The following is a 24,960-nucleotide window of genomic DNA, read 5'->3' as shown; positions in this document are numbered from 1 at the left end:
ATCAGCAATAGAGTGAGTCTATATCGCGGGTTGAAAACAGGTAAACGTCAAACTCTTGGCAAACTACAAAAGTGAGATCTGGAGACGCAATGCACACGGTTTTTTATGTTTCTGATGGGACGGCGATCACAGCCGAAGTTTTCGGTCATGCGGTGCTAAGCCAGTTTCCCATGACCTTTGAGCAAGTCACCATCCCCTTTGTCGGCGATGTCGAAAAAGCACAGCTGGTAAAAGCCCAAATTGACAGTTGCTTTACTCAAAGTGGCAAACGCCCATTAGTCTTTCACACCATAGTCGATACACAATTACGTAACATAATTACCAACAGCGAAGCCAAATGTTATGATTTCCTTAACACTTTTGTCGCTCCCATAGAGCAACAATTAGGTATTAAAGCGGATCCCCAAGTGCATCGTACTCATGGCATGGACAATAAAAAGCACTACGATACCCGCATTGATGCCGTTAACTATGCGCTAGAAAATGACGATGGCGTGACCACTAAAGCCTATAATGAAGCGGATATTATTTTGGTTGGCGTGTCTCGTTGCGGCAAAACACCCACCAGTTTATACCTAGCACTACAGTTTGGAATTCGCGTGGCCAACTACCCTTTTATCGATCAGGACATGCAGCAAATGAGTCTACCCACTGCGCTCAAAACCAATAGACACAAGCTATTCGGCCTCACTATAGATGCACAGCGCTTACAAGAAATACGTCAAAGACGCATGGCCGATAGTCAATATTCCGCCGCTGCACAATGTCGCTATGAGCTTAACCAAGTAGAAAAATTGTTTCGCCAAGAAGCCATTCCTTTTATCGACACGACTTTTCATTCGGTAGAAGAAATCTCGGTAAAGATTTTAGAGCGCGCTGGAATTCGCCGTCGCATCTACTAAATTAGCCACCGCCTCTACTAATAGCCCACGTCCTTTGTATACATTTTTTGCGAGCGATCTCTAAACATTGCATACAAAAACAAACAAAATGTTGCTTTGGTGTTTACAAAAATGTATACATTGCACCTAGTGTTTAACCAAGCAGTCGAACACAACGCAAGTCGCATCACAGTTGTGCGTCTGATTTATGCCGGATTTGGTGTGTTTTCTTTGTATAAACCGCTTTTGAAAAGAAGTTGTGCATACAAAGTTAACTGGTTCACTAGGGATTCCGGCGATCAATGTCATTACTGGTGGTTGTCGTTACGTTGTCGCAACAATGCACAACAAGCTTCGGCCCCCACTTGAGCAAAACTCAGGGACTTAACGCAATGAAACATAGTCAAAGCAAGTCAATATTCGATTTTTACGGTAAGCCAGGTTTCGGCAAGGCACTGCCGCTGTCACTGCAGCATATCTTAGCCATGATCATGGGTGCCGTTACGCCACCTATCATCTTAGCTAAAACACTGGGATTAAGTGGTGCAGACAGTGCATTGCTAATCCAAGTGGCATTGTTCTTCTCCGGTCTTTCCACCTTGTTACAACTTTACCCAATCGGTAAAGCCGGCTCACGCATGCCGACCATCTTTGGTGTTGGCTTTGCGTACTTGCCTACCCTGTTGGCCGTGGCCAAGTCTGGGTTAGACGCTGGTACTGCACCTGCTGACGTAGTGGGCTCTATCATGGGCGCACAAATCATTGGTGGTGTAGCCATGGTCATCGTGGGCTTGTTTATCAAGCACATCCGTAACCTGTTCCCACCTGTAGTAGCAGGAACTGTGGTATTGGTTATCGGTTTATCACTGTATAACGTAGCCATTAACTACATGGCCGGTGGTATAGGTTCACCTACTTTCGCCAGTGGTAACAACTGGTTGGTAGCATTAACTACACTGGGTATCGTACTGATCTGTTCACAGTTTGGTAAAGGCTACTTCCGCTTAGCGGCCATCATCATCGGTATCCTTGCCGGTTATGCGTTAGCCTTCTTCTTCGGTATGGTTGACTTCACTAAAGTTGCTGACGCAGGTTGGGCCATGGTGCCAATGCCAATGCACTTTGGTCTGTCTTTCCCAATCGAAGCCATCATTCCTATGGTTATCATCTGTATTGTTAACTCAGTACAAACCATTGGTGACTTGTCTGCTACAGCCGTAGGTGGTATGAACCGTGAGCTGCAAGACAAAGAAATGGAAGGTGGTTTAGTTGGTAACGGTATTACTACCTTAATCGGTTCATTATTTGGTTCACTGCCTACTTCTTCGTTCAGCCAGAACGTGGGTATCGTAGCCATGACTAAAGTAATTAGCCGCTATGTATTAGGTGTTGCTGCCGTATTTATGATTTTGGCTGGTTTACTGCCTAAGTTCTCTGCCGTAATGACCACGATTCCTGCGCCTGTAATTGGTGGTGCGACTATCATCGTATTCGGTATGATCACCATGACTGGTATCCAGTTGTTAGTTAAAGATGAGCTGTCTTCACGCAACGTGACCATTGCTGCTCTGTCTTTGGCGATGGCAATGGGTATCCACGCTGCACCAAACGCAGTAGCTGGCTTGCCTGACATGATGAAGTCTTTGACTAATCCAGTTATCATTGCAGCCTTGATGTCATTCATTTTAAATATCATCTTGCCGAAGAAGACCTTGGCCGATGAAGCGCGTGACCGTGAAGCTATCGAGCAAGAAATGAACGGCACTATTGCCACAGACAGTGTCCAAAAAAAAGTGACCACTGAAGCAGTTAGCTAAGAACTACCCTTTTTAGCTCAAATAATGCACAAAAAGCCGGTCTTACGACCGGCTTTTTTATGTCTACTGGAGTTCGCGCTACCGTTCTTTAACCAGCAAAGGGCTAAATAGCAATGTTTCGCCACTACAACTAAAAGTAAGACCTTTAAGCGTGATACCCTAGCAGAGATAAAAAAACGCCGACTCAAGGCCGGCGTTTTAGCTTAATTAAATGATTATTTTAATTGCCACACACTCATCTGCGCCACTGTATGCTGAAACTTGCGTTTTGTTTCGCGAATAACAAAAGGCACATCTTGCTTTGCTACCAAATGAAAGTGCTCACTTAACACCTTAGTTAAGCCGTCTAAGGTAGTGACATTTTCCCCATTCACTTTAATACCCCCTAACCACTTCTCTTTTGGTGTGTACTCACTTAACCACGTATAAGGCGAGGTTAATACCAAATAGCCTTTTGCTGTTAAGCGCTGATGAATATCCTTAAGAAATAACAGCGGATCATATAATCTATCAATTAAATTACCACAAAAAATAAGATCGTAATTTGTAAAGCGCGCTTTCAGATTACAGGCATCTCCTTGGAAAAAATCAATTTTTTCGGCTAGCTCAGTTAAACCAAGCTCAGTCAAATTGACTTCCTTACATTCAACCAGCTCACCTTCGGTTGGAATAGCAAAACGGGTATGAGCGGTTTCTTTTAACTGAAAGCCATGTTGAATAAAACGCGCCGAAAAATCGATGCCATCCACATGGTCAAAATGGCGAGCGAGTTCAAAGCTGGCTCGGCCCACAGAGCAGCCTAAATCCAGTGCCCGGCCCTGTTTAAGCTCAGGAGTATGACTGAGTAATGCTTTAACACAGGCTTTAGGGTAATTAGGCACCTCAAAGTAGGTACTGCCATAATGAAACTCTAAATATTGAGCCACTAGCTCATCGGTCTCGTAAGTATTGACTGCTTCCACTGGCACCTCGGCGCTGTCAGACTCTATATATCTAAAGCCTGCATGTTGAAAAAAATGACGGCGAAAAGCATAACGGGCGAAACGCGTGGCTTCATTGCCGGTCGAAATCCAAGAGCCGCCTTTAAATAAATTATGCTGTCCATCAAAAGTAGGAGTAGAAAAGTCATCATATAATGGATGCACTTTAAAGCCTGGGTAGGCGTCAATAGGCGATTCGGTCCACTGCCACACATTACCCACAATATCGAAAATACCTTGCTGCTCAAAACGATTAACAGGACACGAAGAGGCATAATATTCAAGGTTGATATTGCCCGGCGCTTGTTCCCAGTTGGGCTGATCGCTATCAATGAATTGGCGTAATAGGCACCATTCCGCTTCGCTTGGCAAACGCACATGACGCTTCTGTAATGCGGCCTGCCAATTACAAAAAGCCTTAGCTTCTAAGTAATTTACTTCAACGGGCCAATCGAGTGGTAAAGGCATTATATTTAATAAGTTTCGCTGAAAATATTCTCCATTATCTAACAACCAAAAGCGTGGCATCTTAGCGTGGCTATAAGCCAGCCACGCTTGTCCCTCTTGCGTCCACCACTGAGGTTGTTGATAGCCTTTAGCATTAACAAATTGCAGAAACTCACCATTTGATACCAAATATTTGGCTACTTTAAAGGGCGCGACCGTGACCGTTTTACAGCCATATTCGTTATCCCAACCATAGGTATCTGCGCTCTTAGGTTTACCCAGCGTAATGGTTTTCCCCTCTAGGGCGACTAACGTGTTCTTAGGAGCGGCAGCGGTCTCGGTACAAGGCGACCATCTTGGGTGAGCATCCAGATAATGCAGGGGCAACATGCGCATAATCACCGAGGAAGTTTCTAAGTGGATACGCTCATGCTCAATACCCATTAGTACTAACCAAGCGGGCGAATCAGGAGTAATGGGTAACGTAAGTGGCATATCGGTGATTAGCTTATCGACAATATCGCGCACTTGCTGGCGATAATGGCGGGTTTCACTCACACTCGGCCAGTCATAGTGGGCACTATTTAAGTCGTCCCACGACATCTCATCAACACCGATAGCAAACATCGACTCTAGTCGTTCATTTACTCGAGCATGCTGATATTTACCCAAGATTAATTTATTAATAAAAAAAACGGCCGTATGGCCGAAATAAAAAATTAAAGGATGGCGCAGTGGCTCGGCACGAATATAATAGGCGTGTTCATCATTGATGCAATCAAACAAGCTTTCATACAAATTAAAAGTATGATGAAAATAGTGGCGTATTTCAGCGCGTTTTTCTGCTACCGAATCCCCAGTTAAACTTAGTGTCTTACTCACCCTCTTTGTTAGCTCTTCCATTTCTATCCTTGATATTAACGTGAACGATCTCCCAAAGAAATCGTCGCAATAGCTTAGTCACATCAGACCCGCAAAGGGTAAGCTTACTTTCATTCATTATAAAATGAACACGTAACAAACCCTTGCACTAGCGTGAGGGCTGTTATAAAACGCTCATTTTATAAAATGGAAATATCATGAGTCAATTTAGCAATGTCACCGTCATTAAACAGGCTAACATCTACGATAATGGCAAAGTCACCAGTCGCGAGCTGTTATTTAACGATGGTAGCCGTAAAACCTTAGGCATTATGCTACCGGGAGAGTATAGCTTTACTACCGATAAGGCAGAGCTAATGGAAATTTTAACCGGAGAGCTCAGCGTACAATTAGCGCAGACAACATCCTGGCAAGTCATTAGCGCGGGGCAGTCCTTTTCGGTGCCTGCTCAAAGTAGCTTTAAGCTACGGGTCAGCCTGCTGGTGGATTACTGCTGCTCTTACTTAGATTAACGCCTGTTAACGGGGTAAGCTCAGTACTGAACTGCTACTCACGAGCGGCGCCAAGGGCTGATCTTCTGTGCAGAATGCGCTAACATTTATCAACTGTATTATGTTTGAATGAATTTTGTAAGCAATAAGGAATGAATAATGACGCAGAAAACTTGGAACGTGTACTTGTCGGGTGAGATCCATAGCGATTGGCGCGAGCGTATTATTGAAGGCACTAAAGCAAAAGGCTTAACAGTGAACTTTACTTCCGCCGTGACTGATCACGATGCCAGTGACATGGTGGGCGTTAATATCTTGGGTAACGAAGAAGATAACTTTTGGCGTGACCGTAAAGCCTCAGGTATCAACAGTATTCGTACTTCTAGCCAAATTAAAGCCGCAGACTTAGTAGTGGTACGTTTTGGGCCTAAGTATAAGCAATGGAACGCCGCTTTTGATGCCGGCTTTGCGGTAGCTTTAGGTAAACCCATGGTAACCTTGCACGATGCTGAGTTAGATCATCCATTAAAAGAAGTGGACGAAGCGGCAAAAGCGACCTGTCGCCAGCCTGAGCAAGTCGTTGAGATCCTATCTTATATCTTATCTTAAGCACTCTCTTAGCCATTACCCTGCTAAAGAATAAGTGAACTCGATATGATCCCCCAGCGATGGGGGATTTTTGTTGTGCCGACTTCTGTCGGTAACCCGCCTTTTTTTGCCCCGTTTTGGGGCGCGTTGTTTTATAATAAGCCCTCATCTGTGTTATAGAGAGCGGTGCTGTGAAGTCTTGGATAGTTGCATTATTGATTGGCACTTGTGGCTTTGGCCCCGGTTTAGCTGGTGCCAAAGAAAGTGTTTGGATAGATGTAGCCAATGCTCAAGATTATTCTCTAGAACACTTAGAAGGGGCGCTCCATATTCCTTATACCCATATTGCCCGAGGCGTAAGTGCCCGCTTCCCCGATAAAAACACGCCACTTAAGCTCTATGACAGAAATAAAACCAGCGCCAAGCGAGCCACTGAGGCACTACAAGTACTCGGCTATGTAGATGTGAAAAACAAAGGCGCGCTCGACAAACTTAAAGAACAAGGCTTAGTCACTTCTCACCTTGTCGATGAGCTAACCCTCTCGCCTGTAGCTACTCAAACGCCCAACCTTTTGCGTTTAAAACCTAATGACCTCCAGCCAAGCTCAGAGAAAAGAGTGGATTATGCGAATAACTTTCCCAACCCTAATGGTGCACCCGCCGTTGAGAAAGACTAATTCTGGTTCGTTTTTTAAGCGGTTTTATAGCTAGTCCACAGCCATTAAGTTATACAGGTGCTGTCTCGTCATCACGCAAGCCCACTTTAAGCACAGTGTCTCCATCTACATCAGCGACCGTCCAGATCATGTCATAGCGAGCAAAATGATCCCCTACCACGGGGTGACCATTACTGTGCTTAAGCATAAACTCACCTAATCCCAGCTCCGTTTCTTGCTCATCTACATCCACGCCGTACATCAGCGCAATATCTTGCATGCGAGCATTGCCATCTAAAATAAAGTCACCAAAGAAAGCCCGCGCTTTACTGCGAGCAGCATCCAAGTCGCCGCCAAACATATTGTTCAGTGTTTTAAGATGATTACTGCGGCCAATCACACACAACATATCGCCCATGGCTAAGCGTGTGCTGCCTGATGCGGGTAATAAATTATCTCCTCTAAACACCGCTGCCACTCGACAATGAGGAGGGAAAGTTAAATTACGAACCACAAGCCCATCTATAGACTCGCTACTAACGGTATAAAGAAACATTTCATAATCGTCTTCTTGAAAAATACCCAGCATAGAACGTCGCCGTGGCGCCAATTCAGGCGGCACTTCTACTCGTAATAATCGCGCCATAATGGGAATAGTAGAGCCTTGTACTAGTAGAGAAACCAGTACCACAAAGAAAGCCACATTAAAGAGCATCATGCCCTCTGGCAATCCTGCCATAAGCGGGAAAATAGCCAATACAACCGGCACCGCCCCGCGCAACCCCACCCAAGAAATAAAGCTAATTTCTCGTCGATTAAAGCGAAAGAAAGGCACCAATGACACCAATACGGCTAAAGGGCGAGCAATAAATATTAAGGCCAGCGAAATTAACACCGCCGGGAGCGCCATCGCCCACATGTCGGCAGGAGAAATTAACAAGCCAAGCACTAAAAATAAGCCTATTTGACTAAGCCAAGCTAAGCCATCCAACACGGGCAATATCGACTCCATGTCACGCAATCGAGAGTTGCCTAACACTAAACCGGCTAAATACACCGCTAAAAAGCCACTGCCTTCAAGAATGGCAGTAAAGGCAAATAACGTTAAGCCAAAGCCCATCACTAAAATAGGATACAAGCCGGGTGCTAACTCAAAGCGCTTGATCATTTGTACTAACAGTATGCCGCCTAAAATACCGGCAATGCCGCCAATGCCAAATTGAGTGAGCAAAAATAACAGCGTTTCACCTAAGCCGTTCATATTGCCGGTAATTAAGCCAATTAAGGTCAGCGTTAAAAAAATGGCCATAGGATCGTTGGTTCCTGACTCTATTTCTAGAGACGCCCCCACTCGCTGGTTTAGGTGCATACCTTTACCGCTAAGCAGTGAAAACACTGCTGCCGCATCGGTTGAGCCCACAATAGAACCTAATAACAAACCGTGCAGCCAGCCGAGATCTAAAATATAAACAGCCAACACCCCAGTCACGCCACTGGTCACCACCACGCCTAAAGTAGCCATACTCAGCGCCGGCTTTAAGCCGACCCTAAAGGTATCCATTCGGGTTCTAAGGCCGCCGTCTAGCAAGATAATAGCTAACGCCAAGTTACCTATGCTGTAAGCCAGTGTATAACTTTCAAATTCAATGCCCCCAGGCCCACTTTCCCCCGCCAGCATGCCAACGAATAAAAAGATAAGCAGAATAGGAATACCGGAACGCGCCGACAATAAGGTGGCTAGCACACTCACACACAGCAAGATCCCAGTCAGTAAGAAGAGATGTTCAAGATTATCCAATGAATACATTCCGACAGGGTTTTAGGTACGCTAGTTATATCATACTCATAACCCTTTTATGAAAGTGAATTTTTAATTAGTTTAAAAAACTATCTATGCAAAAAAACTACATATCGGTGCTTATTATGGCAATTTTACAACATTTTTTGCATAATTCGAGGCTGAGCAGTTTAAAATGCTAAGCTGTTCGCTAAATATTTGATAGTTTTGATAAATTAACCGAAATCAGCAGAATAATACACTCTCACGACCGCGGGGTTGTTGTGAATTATGTTACAAAATAAAAGTGCCTACCATCGACAAAGCCAGCGCTAAGCGAGCTGGCTTTCATTAATCTGTGCTCAAGATATCAGCGTAGCCCTTCTTGCTTATCGTTAAAAAATGGACGCTCATAAAAACAGCGACTATTCCTTAGCGGTGGGCAATAACTGACTAATGGCCTCAAGCGCACACCCCTCATCAGTTTCAGCCCCTCCCGCTCCGGCCACACCAATGGCTCCTATCACTTGATTATTTATTTTCAGTGGCACCCCACCGCCAAGCAACAAGAGCTCATCTAGCGTATTAAGGTTTTGTGAGTCCTTATTACTTCGCGCTCGCTCAGACAATTCTCGGCTAGTCGTTTTGGTCGATAAAGCAGTAAATGCTTTACGCTGTGCGGCTAGCGTATTATGTGGGCCGACATTATCATCACGCTGCAAGGCCACTAAGTTACCACCGCGGTCTACCACAGCCGCGACCCCAGTTAAGCCTTGCTTATGACAAGCCGCTAGCGTGGCATTAAGCAGTTGATTGGCGAGCTCCAATGTAACATCCGCTCTTTGTGCCACGCCTTGAACTACAGCAGCAGGTGCGGCAAAGGCCGAGTTCAATACACAAGCACTACATAAGGCGACAGCGATGAGGCAAGGACGAAAAACCATATTAAATACTCTCCATTAAGCAGTTAAGAAATAAAATGAAATAACTAAAGCACTTTCTTACTAAGCGCATTCTTGCTCAGTACTTCTTGTAATGCCTTATCTTGCCTGTTTCATTCGCTCAAACCGATGACTTATGGATGACGTTTTCGTAATAAAGCCACACTTTTACATCCGCTGTTAATAATCAAATCCCGCTTGGGCTTTAACGCCTGCCTCAAAGGCATGCTTAATAGATTGTACTTCACTTACTGTATCGGCTAACTCCAGCAAAGCGCGGTGGCAGCCTCGTCCAGTAATAATGACATGTTGGTGTGCGGGTCGGTTTTTTAGGGCGCTCACAACCCGCTCCACCGCTAAATAATGATAAGCCACCATATAAGTCAGCTCATCCAGTAGCACAATATCGAGCTCAGCATCAGCCAGCATTTTTTCAGCCACACACCAAGTTTGCTCACAGGCCAAGGTATCTTGCACACGGTCTTGGGTATCCCAAGTAAAACCGGTATTCATAATAGCAAAATCAACGCCCAGCTTTTGTAGCACATTACGCTCGCCACATTCCCAGCCCCCCTTAATAAATTGCACCGCAGCTGCTCGCTTACCGTGGCCTAGGGCGCGTGTTAAAGTTCCAAATCCTGCGGTACTCTTCCCTTTACCATTACCAGTAATGATCATCAGTACGCCGCGCTCCTCTTGAGCACTGGCTACTTTTGTCTCCACGGCGTCTTTTAATTTTTGCTGGCGTTGTTGATGGCGCTCATTTTTAACGTCCTCTTTACTGTTATCTTGATGATGAGTCATGGCATCCCTTTTTATAAAAATTAATCTGTAAGCGGTTAATAAAGCCCGAGCCTAGGATATTAACATAACGACTAACAGCACAATTAACCTCTAAGCACGGCTCAACCCAAAGATATAAGCCTAACGGGACTTCTTAGCTGGCTATAAAAATTATTTTACTACCCGCATAAATAACAGCGTCAAAGGCACGAGTGCACCGCTCGTTAGGCTAAATAGGTATTAAAAGTGCACTCGAGGCGAGCTGAAGCATAAATAATGGGCGGGGTGCCTAAGAAGTGTTATTCAATAACACGCGCTTAATGTATGCAAATAATAAGCGCGGCTTGCTCTGAGCGAGCGGCCATTACGATAATAGCGAGACCAAGTCTCGCTATTAGTAGAAGGGTAATCAGTTACCACTTAGCTTGCCGTCTGTTATCACTAAAGGGCTTTAGTTAAGCAGCCCAGTGGCAAGCATAAACCTGAGTCTAATTTACTCAGGGGGCGCGACGCCCAGTAATTAAGCTAATAATAAATATAATAATACCCACTACAAAGACCAGTTTTGCAGCCCAAGCAGCTGTACCCGCCATACCACCGAAGCCTAACGCACCGGCGATCAGTGCTATCACTAGAAAAATAATGCCCCAACGAAACATAAAGTGCTCCTTAACTCGAGTGGAAGTGCGTAATGTGTTTAATATAGCAGACAAAACCTAGTTAACTGTGGCTGAGCTCGCTGCCAATAGCCAGCTCAGCCTGAGTGCAATATTATTTCTTTTTAATAACTAAGTCGTTTTTAACGCTTTGTACGCCATCAACGCCTTTGGCGACATTTTCAGCTTGAGTCACTTGCTCTTGGCTTTCAACATCGCCCGTGAGCTGGACTACGCCGTCTTGAGTTTCTACTGAAACACTTAAGCCTGGCACTACATCATCAGCTAAGAACTTGGCTTTAACTGCACTGGTGATCATAGCGTCGTCGGCATACTCTTTAAGGCTTTGGTCGGCATTGTCTTTAACATTAAGCTTGTCATTAACAGAAGCTACACCTTCAACCTTACCTGCTACCTCGACCGCGTGCTTAATTTGCTCTTGGCTCTCCACAAAGCCGGATAAGGTCACTACGCCGTTTTCTGTTTCAACTGAGATATCACCGCTCTTAATAGCATCCGCTTGAACCAACTCGGCTTTCACTTTAGTAGTGATAATACCGTCATTGGCCGTTTCTTTGGTGGAGTGAGCTGCCTCTCTTGCAGAGTCAGCCGCGTTTTCTTTTGTAGTGCGCGCTGCATCTTTTGTAGAATTAGCAGCGTTATTTATGGTGTGGTTTTCGTGTTCAGCCGCATTCTCTTTCTTAGTAGACATCATACTACCGTTAGGGTCTGTGGCATCTGCAGCAAAAGCACTACCGCCGGCTAAAACGGAGCTCAACACAACTGCTATCATCGAATGTGAAAATGTTACTTTTTTCATCGTTCTTTTCCTCTCGTTGCGATTTGAACACTGTTTTATAAATATGCAGATAAAAGAATTTTAAATAATTTCTCGTGACTGCCCTTATATTTCTAGCCTAGCTTTTTTAGGGTTGCAAGGGCTTAATTCAATAAAAAACACCTTTCCTACTAGCATAAAACACTACACCCACTTACTTAAACAGCATTACGTCTAGACTCAAATGATAACAACTCATTTAAAAACAAACGCTTAGCAAAGAGAGCAATAATGCGACAAACTCTTAAGCTCGCTAAGTTATGATGATGTTTAAATTGTTAATTTTTTAATAAAGATAAACTTTCTGCCCTGTTTAATATAAAACTCACAAAATTATTAATCACTATCTGTGGCTTAAGCATAGTGTTAAGCAAAATATAAGGCGTAAGCACATCCTGCTTACGCCTTATATAAGTTAAATATTAATTAGCGTTATTTAATTGCTCGCACTAAGGGCTTGCTCTTGTCGTGCATAATGTTGAGCTAATACCGCACACACCATAAGTTGGATTTGGTGAAAAATAATTAATGGTAATAACGCAGGCCCTAACAAAGGTCCGGCAAATAATACCTGCGCCATGGGTACCCCCGTCGCCATGCTTTTTTTAGAGCCACAAAAGACAATAGTAATCCTATCTTCTCTATTAAAGCCCAAATGCGCGCCTAGCCAAGCGGTTAACCATAAAACGATGGCCAGTAGCACACAGCACACTAAGGTTAGACTTAACAATGTTTTAGGTAACACCGTATTCCATAAGCCTTCCACTACGGAAGCACTTAGCGCGGTATAGACCACTAATAAGATAGAAGTTTGGTCGAGTCTGCTTAAGCTTTTTTTATGGTTATCAACCCAGTTCCCAATCAAAGGCCGCATACCATGCCCTACCACAAAAGGTAATAACAGTTGCATGCTAATGGAACCAATTGAGTGCAAAGCAGACGGCCCTTCACTGGCATCCACTTGCATTAATAACGCGACTAATAAAGGAGTCAGCAAAATACCGATAATACTAGAGGCAGAAGCACTGCACACCGCCGCCGGAACATTACCCTTAGCTAAAGCCGTAAAGGCAATAGCCGATTGCACTGTGCCGGGTAATACACATAAAAATAGCATGCCCATATATAGCTTATCGCCAATCAGCGGTATTAAAATGGGTTTGGCTAATACACCAATAATAGGAAACATAATAAACGTACAGGCAAATACTAAGCTGTGTAAGCGCCAATGCATCATGCCGGCAATAATGGCTTGGCGAGAGAGTTTAGCGCCATGCATAAAAAACAATAAGGCAATCGCCGCTACTGTCAGGCCATCAAAAAAGACCGCCCCCTGCCCTTGGGCAGGGAACAAGGTGGCGGCGGCGACGACCGCTAATAAAATTAAGGTAAAATTATCAAAGAGCAGGCGTAAATAGCCAAACATAGTGCGTCTCCCATAGAAATAGACACGCACTGTAACGTAAAAGCGACTCGCTGTTTATCGCCATTAGAGCAACAAGTGTCGTTTAAAGGACAAATTCAACTTAAAAGTAAGATGAGCGGGCCTTCACGGGTGCGCTATGCTTTTTAGCTGCCAAAGCTTGTTATATGAGCGCGGCTTTTGCATTATTTAGTGATGCACATCTCTCAACAACAGTTATTAACCCAGTTAGCAGCGCTAAATACTTTGCCTCGCCCGCTATTAGGGCAAGTCGTCTCTTTACCCAATCATGCTATTGGTACGCCTCATCGCCATCCTTGGGCGCAACTTTCTTATGCTCTAAAAGGGGTCGTCACGGTTAATACCCAAGACGGTCAATTTGTGGCCCCACCCACCCGCGCCGTATTAATTCCCCCGGGTATTGAACATGGCGTACATTGTCCACCGGCTACCGTGATCCGCAGTCTTTATATCAGCGCTGAGCAACTAACTTGGCAACACTGCCAAGTATTAGAAATAGACCCTTTATTACGAGAGCTAATTGTCGCCTTTAGTCTATTCCCCGTGGAGTATGATCAACATGGCAGTGAGGGCCGTTTAGTGGCAGTACTCTTAGATAGACTCGCTCAAGCCAAGGTGAGTGATTTAATGCTGCCTTGGCCCCAAGATCCGCGCTTAAGTGAGTTGTGCCATTATTTAGCCCAGCATGCCGATTGTCGACTGCCGCTGTCCCACTTTAGTACGCAGTTACAGATCAGTGAAAAAACCCTCAGCCGAGCATTTAAACAAGACACCGGCCTTAGTTTTCGACATTGGCGCCAACGTAGTCGTTTATTAGCTGCACTTCCTTTATTAGAAGCAGGAGAGCGCGTAACCGATGTCGCCCTGGCCTGTGGCTATGATAGTTTGTCGGCATTTATTGCCGCTTTTAAAAGTCTGCTGGGTCGCTCCCCAGGCGATTATCTTAATGTTTAAACAGCCCTGCTTTATTGCGACTAAGCATTCATTATTTACCCTTTGTTATTATGCTAGGTTTTGCTTGTGCCAAACGCTAAATGCCATTAACGTTGATTAAGCCGCTTCGGTATTAATATCAAAGGACATGATATGATCTCTTGCGTAAGCAAAACTCAATATATTCTAAGCTCTGTATTAAAACTCAGTTGGCGCGGCTTCTTACTTACCGCTAGTGCGTCGGTATTTGCATTTGCTCCCCAAGCGGGTACGCCACCAACGCCTCATGCCCATATTCATATTAATAGTGCGCAACTGCCCTTTCTCTATGCGGATACGCTTTACACCAACGGTGATATTCTCACCATGCAAGGCACAAGTCCTCAGTATGTAGAGACACTGGCGGTGAAAGGCAACCTCATTCAAGCACTGGGCACTCACCAAGCGCTACAGCCCTACCAAGGGCCTGATACTAAAATTGTCGACTTACAGGGCAAAACTTTACTGCCAGGCTTTATTGATGCGCATAGCCATTTTATGTTTGCCCTTAATATGGTTAATCAGGCGAATGTGGCGAGCCCGCCGGTGGGCAAAGTCACAGATATAGAAAGTCTACTTAACCAGTTGGCCGATTTTCAGCAAACTAAGCAGATAGAACCTGGCGGTTGGCTGATTGGCTGGGGCTATGATCACGGCGCACTGGCTGAGCAGCGATCTATTACTAAAGACGATCTAGATGCGCGCTTTGCTGATTATAAAGTATTACTGATCCATGTATCTGGCCACGGCGGGGTTTTAAACTCTCAAGCTTTAGCGTGGGCAGGAATCGATGCCAGCACTCCTACCCCAGAGGGCGGTATTATTGCACGTTTACCTAACAGTAATGAGCCGGCCGGTTTAGTCATGGAAACCGCGTATTTACCGGTATTTGCCAACTTACCTAAAGCTGATGAAGCACAGCAACTGGCATTAATCGACGCCGCCCAGCAAATGTATGCCAGCCAAGGCTACACTCATGCGCAAGAAGGCTTTAGTCACTTGGCGGATGTGGATTTTTTAATGAAAGCGGCCGCGCAAAAGCGAGTTTATTTAGATATCGTCTCGCTGTTAAGCTTTACCGAGTTTGCAGATTGGCTAGATAAACCGCGCTACTCGTTAGGTCACTATCAAGATGGTATTAAGCTTCAGGGGCTTAAAATTACTCAAGATGGCTCGCCGCAAGGGAAAACTGCTTTTATGAGTCAGCCTTACTTAACAGGCGGGCCAAATGGTGAGCAAGACTGGCGCGGCCAAACCACGCTGCCTTATAAAGATTTTGCCGCGTTAGTCACCAAGGCTTTAGACAACAACGTGCAAGTCTTTATTCATGCTAATGGCGATGCCACTATTGATGAAGCCATTAACGCCGTGGAGGCCGCAGGCATCACCGCCGCCGATGACGCGCGTACCGTAGTAATACACTCACAATTTCAGCGTCCAGAGCAACTCGATGACTATGTACGCTTAGGTATTACTCCTTCCTATTTTACTAATCACACCTATTTTTGGGGCGATGTGCACATTGAAAACCTTGGTCTTGAGAAAGCCAGTTTTATTAGCCCGCTCACCTCAGCCATTAATAAAAACTTAGTGGTTTCTAATCATACTGACTTTAATGTTACCCCTCTCGATCCCTTCTTTGTTATGTGGAGTGCCATGGCGCGAGAAACCCGCGGCGGGACAATTCTAGGAGAGCCAGAGCGGGTAACAGCCTACCAAGCGCTACAGGCCATGACGACTGGCCCTGCTTATCAAGTATTTGAAGAAGCGCGCAAAGGTAAGCTACAAGCCGGGTTACTAGCAGACTTTGTGGTGCTAGATAAAAATCCACTTAAAGTCGGGGTTGATGCCGTGCGTGAAATCAAGGTAGTAGCAACCATTAAAGAAGGCCGTACTATTTATCCAAAGCTTAGCGAAGAAACTGCTCTTTAAGTGCTCGCCCTAAGCTAGAAAAGACTAAGCACCCAGCCTACAAGGCGAGGTGCTTTTTTTATGCGCTGTGCAAAGACATCTTAGGATCTATGTTAATTTTCCCCAGCTCTTAGCCTTCACACTCAGTTAGTCACTGCCACTCGTCACGATCCCTACTTACTGTTAATAGCTTTCTTGTGTCCTAGTACTAACATACAAGGCGTTAACAGCAAGGTGAGTAAGGTGGCAAAGACTAAACCGCCAGCAATAGCACTAGAAAGTTGCGTCCACCACTGCGTAGAGGGCGCGCCCAAGCCGAGATTTAAACCAATTAAGTCTACATTTACGCCCAATACCATGGGCATTAAGCCTAACACTGTGGTGATAGCCGTTAATAACACGGGGCGCAAGCGTAAACAGCCGGTTTCTAACGCCGCCTCATGGGGGCTCATGCCTTCTTGGCGTAATTGGTTAAAGGTATCAATTAATACAATATTGTTATTTACCACTATGCCGGCCAGCGCAATAATGCCCATGCCCACCATCACAATGCCAAAAGATTGCCCATTAAGCAGTAGCCCTAATAACACCCCAGCGGTAGAAAATATAATGGCTGAAAGTACTAATCCAGTTTGATAAAGACTATTAAATTGAATCACTAAAATTAGCGTCATCAAAAAAAGGGCCACTCCAAAGGCGGCTATTAAAAACTGGCCTGCTTCTTTTTGATCTGCATCTTCTCCTGCCACCGCTAAGCTTACTCCCTCAGGTAAAGCAGGCACGTTAAGGCGCAGTGCATTTAAGCGCTCATCGAGTTGAAAGCCTTGGACTATGTCTGCTTGTAAGGTAATGGTGCGCTTGCCATTTACTCGATGTAGGGTACCCACTTTGGGCGCAGGCGCTACGCTCACAAAGTGACTCAAAGGCACTTGGCCACGGTCGGTATGTAGCGTTAAGCGTGAAAGCTGATCAAATGAGCGAAAACTTGCCGGCAGACGAATACGGATATCAACTTCATCATTCGCATCATCGGGTCTAAAAGTGGCTAAGTTTAAGCCATTAGTGACAAGTTGTACCGCATTGCCCACACTGACCACATCGGCGCCAAGGCGCGCAGCGGCTTCACGGTCTACCGTTAGGCGCCATTCAATCCCTGGCAAACTGCGATCATCTTCCACATCACTAAAGCCGCCTAGCTCTGCCATGGCATTACGTAGCATAACGGTGGCGTTATTAAGCGCCGTATCATCAAGGCCACGAAGGCGCAGCTCCACGGGCTTGCCACTAGTAGGGCCCATTTGCTGTTGTCTAAAGTCTAAGATAATGCCTGGAATATCATCTGCCAACGACAGCATAGTATCTTTAATGGCGGTGACTGGGCGGCGTTCAAACCAATCTGTAAACTGAAACTGCAATACACCAATCACGTCACTGCCCATTTGGCCATCACTCATAGCAAAGCTTCGCGCATACACGGCGTTAACCTCACTTAAATTTTGTAATCTGGCCTCTACTTGTTGTAATAGCGCATCTTTTTCATATACCGATAAATCACCGCGCGCGCGCACTTGAAGCTGGGCACTGTCGGGTTCAATATCAGGGAAAAATTCGACGCCATGATTAAACTGCGCATAACCCGCATACACCACCACTACCAAGAGTAAGGTAGTGAGCAAACTGGTTAAAGGACGGCGTAATAACCAAGAGAGTAATGAGCGATAGTGCGCACTACCGGGCACATTCACCGCTTCTTGAGGAGGCCGGGCTTTAGCTAAGCTGCCCATAGTAGGTAAAAAAACCAGCGCCATTACCAAAGACGCCAATAAACAAATAATCACGGTGGCAGGCAGGTATTTCATAAACTCACCCACTACGCCTGGCCAAAATAATAAAGGCACAAATACGGCTAAGGTGGTGGCGGTAGATGAAATAACCGGCCAGCTCATGCGCTGGGCGGCATTAATCCAAGCCTGCTTTGGCGATTGCCCTTCGTGCAAATTGCGATCTGCTAACTCACTGACCACAATGGCGCCATCAACTAACATTCCCGCTACCAGAATTAGGCCAAAGAGCACGATAATATTCATGGTAAAGCCAATGGCCCAGATCACTAAGATGCCAGATAAAAACGCGCCAGGAATAGTCAGTCCTACCATCACTGCGGAGCGCAAACCCATGGCGAGTAAAATAAGAATTAACACCAATACTACGGCGGTGACTACATTATTTAATAAATCAGCCAGTAGCGATTCTACTTGATGGGATTGATCCATAATGTAATCAATCTCTACGCCACTGGGTAAGCGCGGCTTTGCCTCCTCTAACAGCGCTTTTACTTCTTCAATGGTGTCTATAATATTGGCACCCGCGCGTTTACTCACCTCTAATACCACGCCGGGATTATCATTAATGCGGGCAAAGCCTGCTGGCTCTTTAAAGCTGCGCCGAATGGTGGCCACATCCGCAAAGGTGACCACTTGATCACCATTAACCTTAACGGGCATCCCTAGCACATCATCGAGGTCTTCAATAACGCCCGGTACCTTAATCGCTAGGCGCCCCGCTCCCGTATCTAAGCTGCCCGCCGCCACGAGTCGGTTATTACTCGACACTAAATTAAATAGCACGCCATAATCAATGCCATAGGTGTCGAGTACTTGGGGATCGACAATTATTTCTAATAGATCTTCTCGGTCTCCGCCAATATCAACTTCGAGTACTTGGCTAACGCCTTCTATTTCATCCTTAAGACGGCGCGCTATCATTACTAATTCTGTTTCAGATAACGGCCCCGAGAGCGCGACCGACAACACCGGAAATAACGACACATTAATTTCATGAACTTCCGGCTCATCTGCTTCTTGAGGTATTTTATTACGAGCCGTGTCTACCTTTTCTCGCACATCTTGTAAGGCAAGCTTGGGGTCAAAACCGGCATCAAACTCCAACATCACCGACGCGTGCCCTTCACTGGCAGTCGAGGTCATTTTTTTAATGCCCGCAAGAGTGCGCAGCTCTTGTTCCATCGGCCTCACTAATAAGCGCTCGGCATCCTCAGGACTAATCCCCTCTAGTGATAAAGAGACATACATCATGGGTATGGTCACATCGGGATTTGCTTCTTTGGGGATCGCTTGATAAGCCACAGCGCCGCCGATGAGTAAAAAGATAAAGGCCATTAAAGTGGCACGACTGCGCTCTACCGCTCCGCGAATAACCCCCTTCATGGGCGCGGCTCCTCAGGGCTGGCGAGAGGAGCGGTATTTTTAACAGGCGTTGCCTCTTCTAACATTTTCACCTTAAGTGGTGTATCTGTGGTCACAAAATCTGCGCCTCGCGTTACCACTCGCGCCTGTGTACCCAAACCACTCACCCACGCCGCCTCTGGGGTAATGCTTAATAATTCCACCTGCTGCCAATGCATACGATCTTGTTCATCTAAGATATATACTCCAAGTTGACTCAGGTCATTTAGGGCAAGTAATGCCGGCGAGAGACGCATCGCTTCTTCTATCGGTAGGCTAATATGTAAGCCTGCACTGGCGCCGGCAACGCGCCAACCCAGTGGATTATCTATCTCAGCTTCTAACGCAAAACTGCGAGTTTGCTCATCTGCCGCTTGCGCAATAAAACCCAGCTTACCTTGTAGCTCGCGACCATCTAATAACCTCACCCGCACCGGCAAACCTTCACTTAACTTAGTCACTTCTTGCGAAGACACTGACGCATTAAGTTTAAGGCGACGGGTATCCACTAAGGTTAATAACTCCTCCCCCACTTGTACAAAATCCCCCACCTCTACCGCTAAATTGTCTATTTTAGCGGCAAATGGCGCTCGAATTTGGCTGTGTTTTAGCGCTAATTGAGCATTGGTTAGGGTTGCTTGCGCCGCCGCTGCCTCTGCTTTAAGGGTTAAGAGCTGAGTTTGAGAAATATGCTGTTTAGCACGTAAGCGAGCCCCTGCACTGGCTTCTGCTTGGCGAAGCGCTAAGTCTGCTTGCGCCTGTTTAAGGCTAGCGCTTCGCCCTTCATCACTGAGTGTAATTAGCACCTGATCGTGGCTAACGCTTTGCCCAAGTTGCTCACGTTGTTGCACTGTACCGCTAACTTGAGCACGCATAGTTACGCTATATATGGGGATAAGCTTACCTTGAACAACCATATTTTCTTGATACGGCTGCGCCTTAATGACCTTGGCTTGTACGACAAAGGCGTCGCGTGTTTCATTGCCTGGGCGCACTGGAGGCACATTAGTTTGGGCTTGTTGTAGGTCACCGCGCCACCACCACAACATCAGCAACATAATGATGACGACGCACCATGTTAATTTTTTATGGCTAGCTAACCATGAGCCTGCTTTGGAGGGCGCCATCACCACTTCCTCAATGATTAATAATATTCCAGCATAGCAATATAGAGCCAAGTGGAACAACACTATGCCCTCGTTCTCATACTCTGCTCACAGCTTGAAGAGAGTCCCCCGGTTAGCCAGTGGCATAGGTTATTAATGACTAAAGATAATTAGCCGTCTTCTTTATGATCTATATCAAAGCAAAGTTTTATTTAAAGGTCACATAAATTCTTGACTCAAGAGTTAGATAGGCATAGGATGCTCGTAACTGGTATTTGGAGTGCACATTATGAGTCATACTCAATTACTGCGCGTAGCTAACATCGCTATGGTGATCTTTTTAGTGGTGGCCTGTGGCGCCTTGAGCATTGCTTATTTACAAGAAGAAAAAGTAACCTTAGGCATGACGGTGTTTATGCACATTACGCTGGTGATCAGTGCCGCTTTATTTAAGCTCGCCTATGTGGTGCGCCTCATCGCGCAAGATAAAATGGGCCAGCCTTTGGTTTAAAGCCAAATGTGAGAGGTGAGAGCGCCAATCACATCTGACTCTCTTATTTAAGCTTATTAAAAAAGCCCCAAGCAGTGTGTCTGCTTGGGGCTTTTTTTTATAGGCTTTTGTCGACTAGGTTAATCCAGCTGGCTGCGTAACCAATCTAGTACTTCTCCATACATTGCTGGCAGTAGGGGTTGTAACTGATCAAGCGCGCGCTTAGTTTCACCACCGCTCGTCAGGCAAAAGTTAATGTGGCCCACTTTACGACCCGGTCGTACGTCTTTGCCATACCAATACACCTCTGCACCCGGCACACTGAGCCATGTTGTTTGATAGTCCACACCCACTAAGTTAACCATAACACTGGTATTTTTTACGGTAGGTTGCACTAGCGGCAAGCTAGCTACCGCCCGCAAATGGGCTTCAAACTGACTTATATTGGCGCCGGCTTGAGTCCAATGCCCACTGTTATGCACTCGAGGAGCGAGCTCATTCACCAGTAACGTATCGCCAAGCCTAAAGCATTCCATGGCCATGACGCCCACATAATCTAAGTGGTTCATAAGTTTAGCTAGCATTTGCTCGGCTTTTTCTTGCAAGTGACCCAGTCGGGGCAGCGGTGCCACCGAGCCCAGCAAAATACCATCGACATGTAAGTTAAGCGTTAAGGGATAGAAAAAACATTCTCCTTCACGGGTGCGCATCCCTACCACCGACATTTCTTCATCAAAGTCGATAGCTTGTTCGGCAATACACATCTCATGCCAACCATCCGGCACAGCGTCCCGTCCTGGTTCGCGTAACCAATGCTGGCCACGACCATCATAACCCCCGGTGCGTTGTTTAAGCAGGACACGCTCACCTAATTTTTCATGGAGACCTTCGGCGCTAGTATTACTGTCCACTAACTGCCAAGGGGCAGTGGCTAAGTCTAGTTGGTCGATAATTGATTTTTGGCTAAAACGATCCGCTAAGCGCGGGAATGTCTGCAAGTTAACAAAAGCGCCATGACTGGCTAATTGGCGTGTGGCAACTGTATCGGGCCATTGTTCACGTTCGGCAGTCACTTGTTCATGGGCTTGTAGCGGCAATGTTTCTTGTGACTCTATGTCTATGGCTTGCACATCTAAGTTAAGCGGCATACCTGCATGCTTTAACATTTGGCCCAGTTGGCCAGCACCTAATACCCAAATCCGGCTCATTCTGCACTCCTTGGGTCAGGGTTAGCTAACACAGTGGCGGTTTGTGCTTGGCGAAAGGCCTCAAGACGCTCGGCTAATGCTGAGTCGTTATTCGCCAAAATTTGGCACGCTAGTAAACCGGCATTAAATGCACCTGCTTCGCCGATGGCCATGGTTCCTACAGCCACGCCTTTGGGCATTTGGGCAATCGACAATAAGCTGTCCATGCCATTTAATGCGCGGCTTTGTACGGGCACGCCCAACACGGGCAAGCGAGTTTTAGCAGCCAACATGCCCGGTAAATGCGCCGCACCACCGGCGCCGGCAATCAACACTTCAAAACCGCGCTCCACTGCTTGTTCGCCAAAACTCATGAGGCGATCGGGCGTGCGGTGCGCCGACACCACTTCCACTTCATAAGGCACCTGTAATATATCCATAATCTGTGTGGCGCCTTCCATGGTGGGCCAATCACTTTTTGAGCCCATGATGACGGCAACTTTTGCTTGCATGACTACTCCTGGTTAACACGAAATTAAGTGCGCAAGCCTTAGGCCAAACACGCTACGTTATTCGGTGGATCTGGGGGTGCGCAATTATAGCTAACTCGCCGATTTACGGCTAGTCACCTAAGACGGATTCTGTCCGAGGCTAGACAAAACCTGAACTTGGAGTTAAGGTATGCGCTGATATTTAAAGTTTAATGCATTTCAGACGCATAATTAAACGCTGTCACAGGAGGTGTTTCACCTATGATGGGTGCCATCGAAGCTTTACCCTAAGTTACGACCTTCAGTGTCGTCAACCACACATCACTCGGCTATCGTCAACGTCTCTCGTTTTGCTTTTTAAACACCGTCCTTCTTTAGGGCTTGTTCGCGTCCGTTGTCGCCAGCCAAGTCATCTAATCAAACTCGTTTTACAGTGTTTTACCTACTGTAAGCTGGGGTTTGCCTTGCTATTGCCGAGTACTTACTCGCTCAAGTTTTGGAGAGGATTTTGGAACTCTATCAATTTTCTAGCATCACTGTCTTGGTGTTGCTGGCCGCCTTTTACGGTGGCACTTACTTTTTAACCACCCTCATTAAAGAAGAACAAGAAGACGCCGATGCCTTTATGGTGTCTAACCAGCGTATTGGCTATGGCATGGGTGCAGCCAGCATGACGGCGACCTGGATCTGGGCCGCCTCTTTTTATGCAGCGGCCACCTCTGGCTATGAATACGGGATTTCGGGCCCTTTACATTATGGCTTATGGGGCGCTTTGATGATTTTATTTATCTATCCCTTCGGTCGACGCTTTAGAAATTTAGCGCCTAAGGCGCATACGCTAGGTGAGCTCATTCATGCTCGTCACGGCTCTTCAAGCCAACTTATTTTAGCCTTCTCTAATGTCTTAGGCAGTATTATCAGTTTGATGGTGAACTTTACCGCCGCCGGTGCTTTGGTCGCGGTATTATCACCGCTGTCATTTCAAACGGGTATCGTTATCGCCGGCGTTGGCGTATTGAGTTACACACTGTGGTCGGGTTTTAGAGCTTCAGTCTTTACCGATTTTGCACAACTCATTGCCTTAATGGGCATTGCGATTGTTATTATTCCCGCGGTGCTGTTTGCGATGGGCGGCCCAAGCGTCATGCTCGATGGTTTTAAAAACATGAGTGCTCAGCAAGTCGACTTTTTCTCGACCGACGCCATTTTAAACCAAGGGGCCCCGTTTTTTATTGCAGTTCTCGCCTATGCCATAGGTAACCAAACCATTTCTCAGCGTTTATTTGCCGTTAACGAAAAACACATTAAATCCACGTTTGTTACCGCCACGCTTGGGTATGGCGCCATCGTGATTGGCTTGGGCATGATTGGCTTAATGGCGCTGACCTTGGGCGTAGAGCCTTTAAATGGCGTAAATAATAATTTGATCCCGCAAATGGTTTCTTCTTATTTGCCACCCTTTTTCATCGGTTTATTCTTTATCCTAGTCATTGGCTCCTTATCCTCTACCGCTGACTCTGACTTATCTGCCTTATCTGCCATTGTTATGGCCGATATTTACGGTAAAAACTTAGCTAAAGGCAAAGTGGATCCTAAGCGCATGCTATTTATTGGTCGCTTAACCATGGTTGCCGCCACCATGATTGGTATTATTTTAGCCAGTTATTCATTTGATATTTTAGTGATGCTGGTATTTGTCGGCGCGCTATGGGGAGCCATTGTATTTCCAGTTATCGCCAGCTGTTACTGGGATAAAATTACTAACTTTGCCTTTACCAGTGCTGTGGTCGTGGGCTTAGTTTTATTCTTATTAGCACGCTCTAGCCTATTACCCATGGACGGCGCCATTGGCTTAAGTTTTGAATTACTTGCCTGCATTGGGGCTGGGGTAGTGATTGGACTGATGGCGTTTGGCTTTTTTGGTAAGTGGGCAGGCTTTATTGCCGGCACCTTAGCGGCACTGGCCATGACCTACTATGCGACCGGATTCTTACGTGAGTATACGGTATTACTCTCATCTCTGGTGGCTTACGGCGCCAGTACCTTAGTCTGTGTCGGTGTGAGCTTATTTAATAAAGAACGCTTTGATTTTGATTTAATCAATGAGCGCGTTAGCCATTATGATACGCGTAATGAAGTACTGCCTAAGGTAAAGCAAGGCTTGCGTCCTGCTCATGCTCACTCATCAAGCCAAGCTAATAGCTAAGGAGTTATTATGAACGAATTTATATTAGGCGCTTATATCTTAGTTTGGCCAGCACTCACCCTCTGGGTATTAGTGGTGCTGTGTCGCGCAGTATTAAAAGACGTGCAAAAAGCAAAGCAAGAAAAGCGTAATTTGGTGTAGTTTTTTTAGTTTTGTAAATTTAATAATAAG

General features: G+C 45.9%; 21 protein-coding genes. 10 read left to right on the top strand and 11 right to left on the bottom strand.

What is annotated here, in order from left to right; genetic code table 11:
• Positions 1 to 89: 89 nt before the first annotated feature.
• Positions 90 to 902 (top strand): posphoenolpyruvate synthetase regulatory kinase/phosphorylase PpsR, encoded by an 813-nt coding sequence (gene ppsR, locus CBP12_RS02255; RefSeq protein ID WP_086962552.1) that lies wholly within the window; start codon positions 90 to 92, stop codon positions 900 to 902.
• Between the two features lie 371 nt (positions 903 to 1,273).
• Entirely contained in the window at positions 1,274 to 2,698 is a 1,425-nt protein-coding gene (locus CBP12_RS02250; protein ID WP_086962549.1) for a uracil-xanthine permease family protein, read from the top strand.
• 215 nt (positions 2,699 to 2,913) lie between these two features.
• Here CBP12_RS02250 and ovoA read toward each other — a convergent pair whose 3' ends face one another.
• Positions 2,914 to 5,028: a 5-histidylcysteine sulfoxide synthase gene (gene ovoA / locus CBP12_RS02245; protein WP_086962547.1), complete on the bottom strand. Its 2,115-nt coding sequence runs from the start codon at positions 5,026 to 5,028 to the stop codon at positions 2,914 to 2,916.
• 176 nt (positions 5,029 to 5,204) lie between these two features.
• Between ovoA and ppnP the strand changes: the two genes are divergently transcribed.
• From ppnP to CBP12_RS02230, 3 genes are all read left to right on the top strand, one after another.
• Positions 5,205 to 5,519 (top strand): pyrimidine/purine nucleoside phosphorylase, encoded by a 315-nt coding sequence (gene ppnP / locus CBP12_RS02240; protein WP_086962545.1) that lies wholly within the window; start codon positions 5,205 to 5,207, stop codon positions 5,517 to 5,519.
• 138 nt (positions 5,520 to 5,657) lie between these two features.
• Entirely contained in the window at positions 5,658 to 6,107 is a 450-nt protein-coding gene (locus tag CBP12_RS02235) for a YtoQ family protein (protein ID WP_086962543.1), read from the top strand.
• A gap of 170 nt (positions 6,108 to 6,277) precedes the next feature.
• Complete coding sequence (locus CBP12_RS02230; protein ID WP_086962541.1) at positions 6,278 to 6,763, top strand: rhodanese-like domain-containing protein; 486 nt, start codon at positions 6,278 to 6,280, stop codon at positions 6,761 to 6,763.
• 49 nt (positions 6,764 to 6,812) lie between these two features.
• Here the strand turns inward: CBP12_RS02230 and CBP12_RS02225 are convergent, their stop codons facing one another.
• The 6 genes from CBP12_RS02225 to CBP12_RS02200 form a co-directional block, all read right to left on the bottom strand.
• Complete coding sequence (locus CBP12_RS02225; RefSeq protein WP_198341838.1) at positions 6,813 to 8,540, bottom strand: potassium/proton antiporter; 1,728 nt, start codon at positions 8,538 to 8,540, stop codon at positions 6,813 to 6,815.
• Between the two features lie 404 nt (positions 8,541 to 8,944).
• Positions 8,945 to 9,463, bottom strand: a complete 519-nt coding sequence (locus tag CBP12_RS02220; RefSeq protein ID WP_086962537.1) for a GlcG/HbpS family heme-binding protein — start codon at positions 9,461 to 9,463, stop codon at positions 8,945 to 8,947.
• 177 nt (positions 9,464 to 9,640) lie between these two features.
• Complete coding sequence (cobO, locus tag CBP12_RS02215; protein ID WP_086962535.1) at positions 9,641 to 10,264, bottom strand: cob(I)yrinic acid a,c-diamide adenosyltransferase; 624 nt, start codon at positions 10,262 to 10,264, stop codon at positions 9,641 to 9,643.
• Positions 10,265 to 10,740: 476 nt separating this feature from the next.
• Positions 10,741 to 10,902 carry a DUF1328 domain-containing protein gene (locus CBP12_RS02210; RefSeq protein WP_086962533.1) on the bottom strand — a complete coding sequence of 54 codons (162 nt, stop codon included), beginning with the start codon at positions 10,900 to 10,902 and terminating at the stop codon, positions 10,741 to 10,743.
• Between the two features lie 112 nt (positions 10,903 to 11,014).
• The gene (osmY, locus tag CBP12_RS02205; RefSeq protein ID WP_086962531.1) at positions 11,015 to 11,719 is read right to left on the bottom strand and encodes a molecular chaperone OsmY; all 705 of its coding nucleotides are present in this window, start codon (positions 11,717 to 11,719) and stop codon (positions 11,015 to 11,017) included.
• A 454-nt stretch (positions 11,720 to 12,173) separates the two neighbouring features.
• Positions 12,174 to 13,145: a bile acid:sodium symporter family protein gene (locus CBP12_RS02200; protein WP_198341879.1), complete on the bottom strand. Its 972-nt coding sequence runs from the start codon at positions 13,143 to 13,145 to the stop codon at positions 12,174 to 12,176.
• 210 nt (positions 13,146 to 13,355) lie between these two features.
• On the opposite strand from CBP12_RS02200, the gene CBP12_RS02195 reads away from it, so the two are divergent.
• Positions 13,356 to 14,135, top strand: a complete 780-nt coding sequence (locus CBP12_RS02195) for an AraC family transcriptional regulator (protein WP_086965300.1) — start codon at positions 13,356 to 13,358, stop codon at positions 14,133 to 14,135.
• Positions 14,136 to 14,267: 132 nt separating this feature from the next.
• Entirely contained in the window at positions 14,268 to 16,085 is a 1,818-nt protein-coding gene (locus CBP12_RS02190; protein ID WP_086962527.1) for an amidohydrolase, read from the top strand.
• Between the two features lie 152 nt (positions 16,086 to 16,237).
• Here the strand turns inward: CBP12_RS02190 and CBP12_RS02185 are convergent, their stop codons facing one another.
• Positions 16,238 to 19,291 carry an efflux RND transporter permease subunit gene (locus tag CBP12_RS02185; RefSeq protein ID WP_086962526.1) on the bottom strand — a complete coding sequence of 1,018 codons (3,054 nt, stop codon included), beginning with the start codon at positions 19,289 to 19,291 and terminating at the stop codon, positions 16,238 to 16,240.
• Positions 19,288 to 20,436, bottom strand: coding sequence for an efflux RND transporter periplasmic adaptor subunit (locus CBP12_RS02180; protein WP_086962524.1), 1,149 nt, complete (start codon positions 20,434 to 20,436; stop codon positions 19,288 to 19,290). The genes CBP12_RS02185 and CBP12_RS02180 overlap by 4 nt, the downstream gene beginning before the upstream one ends.
• Positions 20,437 to 20,704: 268 nt before the next feature.
• Here CBP12_RS02180 and CBP12_RS02175 point away from each other — a divergent pair, with 268 nt between their 5' ends.
• Positions 20,705 to 20,926: a hypothetical protein gene (locus CBP12_RS02175; protein ID WP_086962523.1), complete on the top strand. Its 222-nt coding sequence runs from the start codon at positions 20,705 to 20,707 to the stop codon at positions 20,924 to 20,926.
• A 119-nt stretch (positions 20,927 to 21,045) separates the two neighbouring features.
• On the opposite strand, the gene purK is transcribed toward CBP12_RS02175, so the two are convergent.
• Together purK and purE are read right to left on the bottom strand one after the other, a co-directional pair.
• A complete protein-coding gene (purK, locus tag CBP12_RS02170; protein WP_086962521.1) occupies positions 21,046 to 22,113 on the bottom strand; it encodes a 5-(carboxyamino)imidazole ribonucleotide synthase in 1,068 nt (355 codons plus the stop codon).
• Positions 22,110 to 22,604 carry a 5-(carboxyamino)imidazole ribonucleotide mutase gene (gene purE / locus CBP12_RS02165; RefSeq protein ID WP_086962519.1) on the bottom strand — a complete coding sequence of 165 codons (495 nt, stop codon included), beginning with the start codon at positions 22,602 to 22,604 and terminating at the stop codon, positions 22,110 to 22,112. The genes purK and purE overlap by 4 nt, the downstream gene beginning before the upstream one ends.
• Before the next feature lie 487 nt (positions 22,605 to 23,091).
• Between purE and CBP12_RS02160 the strand changes: the two genes are divergently transcribed.
• Complete coding sequence (locus CBP12_RS02160; protein WP_232455118.1) at positions 23,092 to 24,789, top strand: sodium:solute symporter family protein; 1,698 nt, start codon at positions 23,092 to 23,094, stop codon at positions 24,787 to 24,789.
• A gap of 9 nt (positions 24,790 to 24,798) precedes the next feature.
• Positions 24,799 to 24,930 (top strand): putative transporter small subunit, encoded by a 132-nt coding sequence (locus CBP12_RS13640; protein WP_232455117.1) that lies wholly within the window; start codon positions 24,799 to 24,801, stop codon positions 24,928 to 24,930.
• The last annotated feature ends 30 nt before the right edge of the window (positions 24,931 to 24,960 follow it).

The organism is Oceanisphaera avium (assembly GCF_002157875.1).
Classification (GTDB): Bacteria; Pseudomonadota; Gammaproteobacteria; order Enterobacterales; family Aeromonadaceae; genus Oceanimonas; species Oceanimonas avium.
Note: the sequence above shows the minus strand (reverse complement) of the source record. Positions and strands in the feature narration are given on the sequence as shown.

What these genes read in the sequence shown, in the direction of transcription:
- ppsR (WP_086962552.1), top strand. Translation starts at nt 90, where the DNA reads ATGCACACGGTTTTTTATGTTTCTGATGGGACGGCGATCACAGCCGAA.
- CBP12_RS02250 (WP_086962549.1), top strand. Translation starts at nt 1,274, where the DNA reads ATGAAACATAGTCAAAGCAAGTCAATATTCGATTTTTACGGTAAGCCA.
- ovoA (WP_086962547.1), bottom strand. Translation starts at nt 5,028, where the DNA reads ATGGAAGAGCTAACAAAGAGGGTGAGTAAGACACTAAGTTTAACTGGG.
- ppnP (WP_086962545.1), top strand. Translation starts at nt 5,205, where the DNA reads ATGAGTCAATTTAGCAATGTCACCGTCATTAAACAGGCTAACATCTAC.
- CBP12_RS02235 (WP_086962543.1), top strand. Translation starts at nt 5,658, where the DNA reads ATGACGCAGAAAACTTGGAACGTGTACTTGTCGGGTGAGATCCATAGC.
- CBP12_RS02220 (WP_086962537.1), bottom strand. Translation starts at nt 9,463, where the DNA reads ATGGTTTTTCGTCCTTGCCTCATCGCTGTCGCCTTATGTAGTGCTTGT.
- cobO (WP_086962535.1), bottom strand. Translation starts at nt 10,264, where the DNA reads ATGACTCATCATCAAGATAACAGTAAAGAGGACGTTAAAAATGAGCGC.
- CBP12_RS02210 (WP_086962533.1), bottom strand. Translation starts at nt 10,902, where the DNA reads ATGTTTCGTTGGGGCATTATTTTTCTAGTGATAGCACTGATCGCCGGT.
- osmY (WP_086962531.1), bottom strand. Translation starts at nt 11,719, where the DNA reads ATGAAAAAAGTAACATTTTCACATTCGATGATAGCAGTTGTGTTGAGC.
- CBP12_RS02195 (WP_086965300.1), top strand. Translation starts at nt 13,356, where the DNA reads ATGCACATCTCTCAACAACAGTTATTAACCCAGTTAGCAGCGCTAAAT.
- CBP12_RS02190 (WP_086962527.1), top strand. Translation starts at nt 14,268, where the DNA reads ATGATCTCTTGCGTAAGCAAAACTCAATATATTCTAAGCTCTGTATTA.
- CBP12_RS02185 (WP_086962526.1), bottom strand. Translation starts at nt 19,291, where the DNA reads ATGAAGGGGGTTATTCGCGGAGCGGTAGAGCGCAGTCGTGCCACTTTA.
- CBP12_RS02180 (WP_086962524.1), bottom strand. Translation starts at nt 20,436, where the DNA reads ATGGCGCCCTCCAAAGCAGGCTCATGGTTAGCTAGCCATAAAAAATTA.
- CBP12_RS02175 (WP_086962523.1), top strand. Translation starts at nt 20,705, where the DNA reads ATGAGTCATACTCAATTACTGCGCGTAGCTAACATCGCTATGGTGATC.
- purK (WP_086962521.1), bottom strand. Translation starts at nt 22,113, where the DNA reads ATGAGCCGGATTTGGGTATTAGGTGCTGGCCAACTGGGCCAAATGTTA.
- purE (WP_086962519.1), bottom strand. Translation starts at nt 22,604, where the DNA reads ATGCAAGCAAAAGTTGCCGTCATCATGGGCTCAAAAAGTGATTGGCCC.
- CBP12_RS13640 (WP_232455117.1), top strand. Translation starts at nt 24,799, where the DNA reads ATGAACGAATTTATATTAGGCGCTTATATCTTAGTTTGGCCAGCACTC.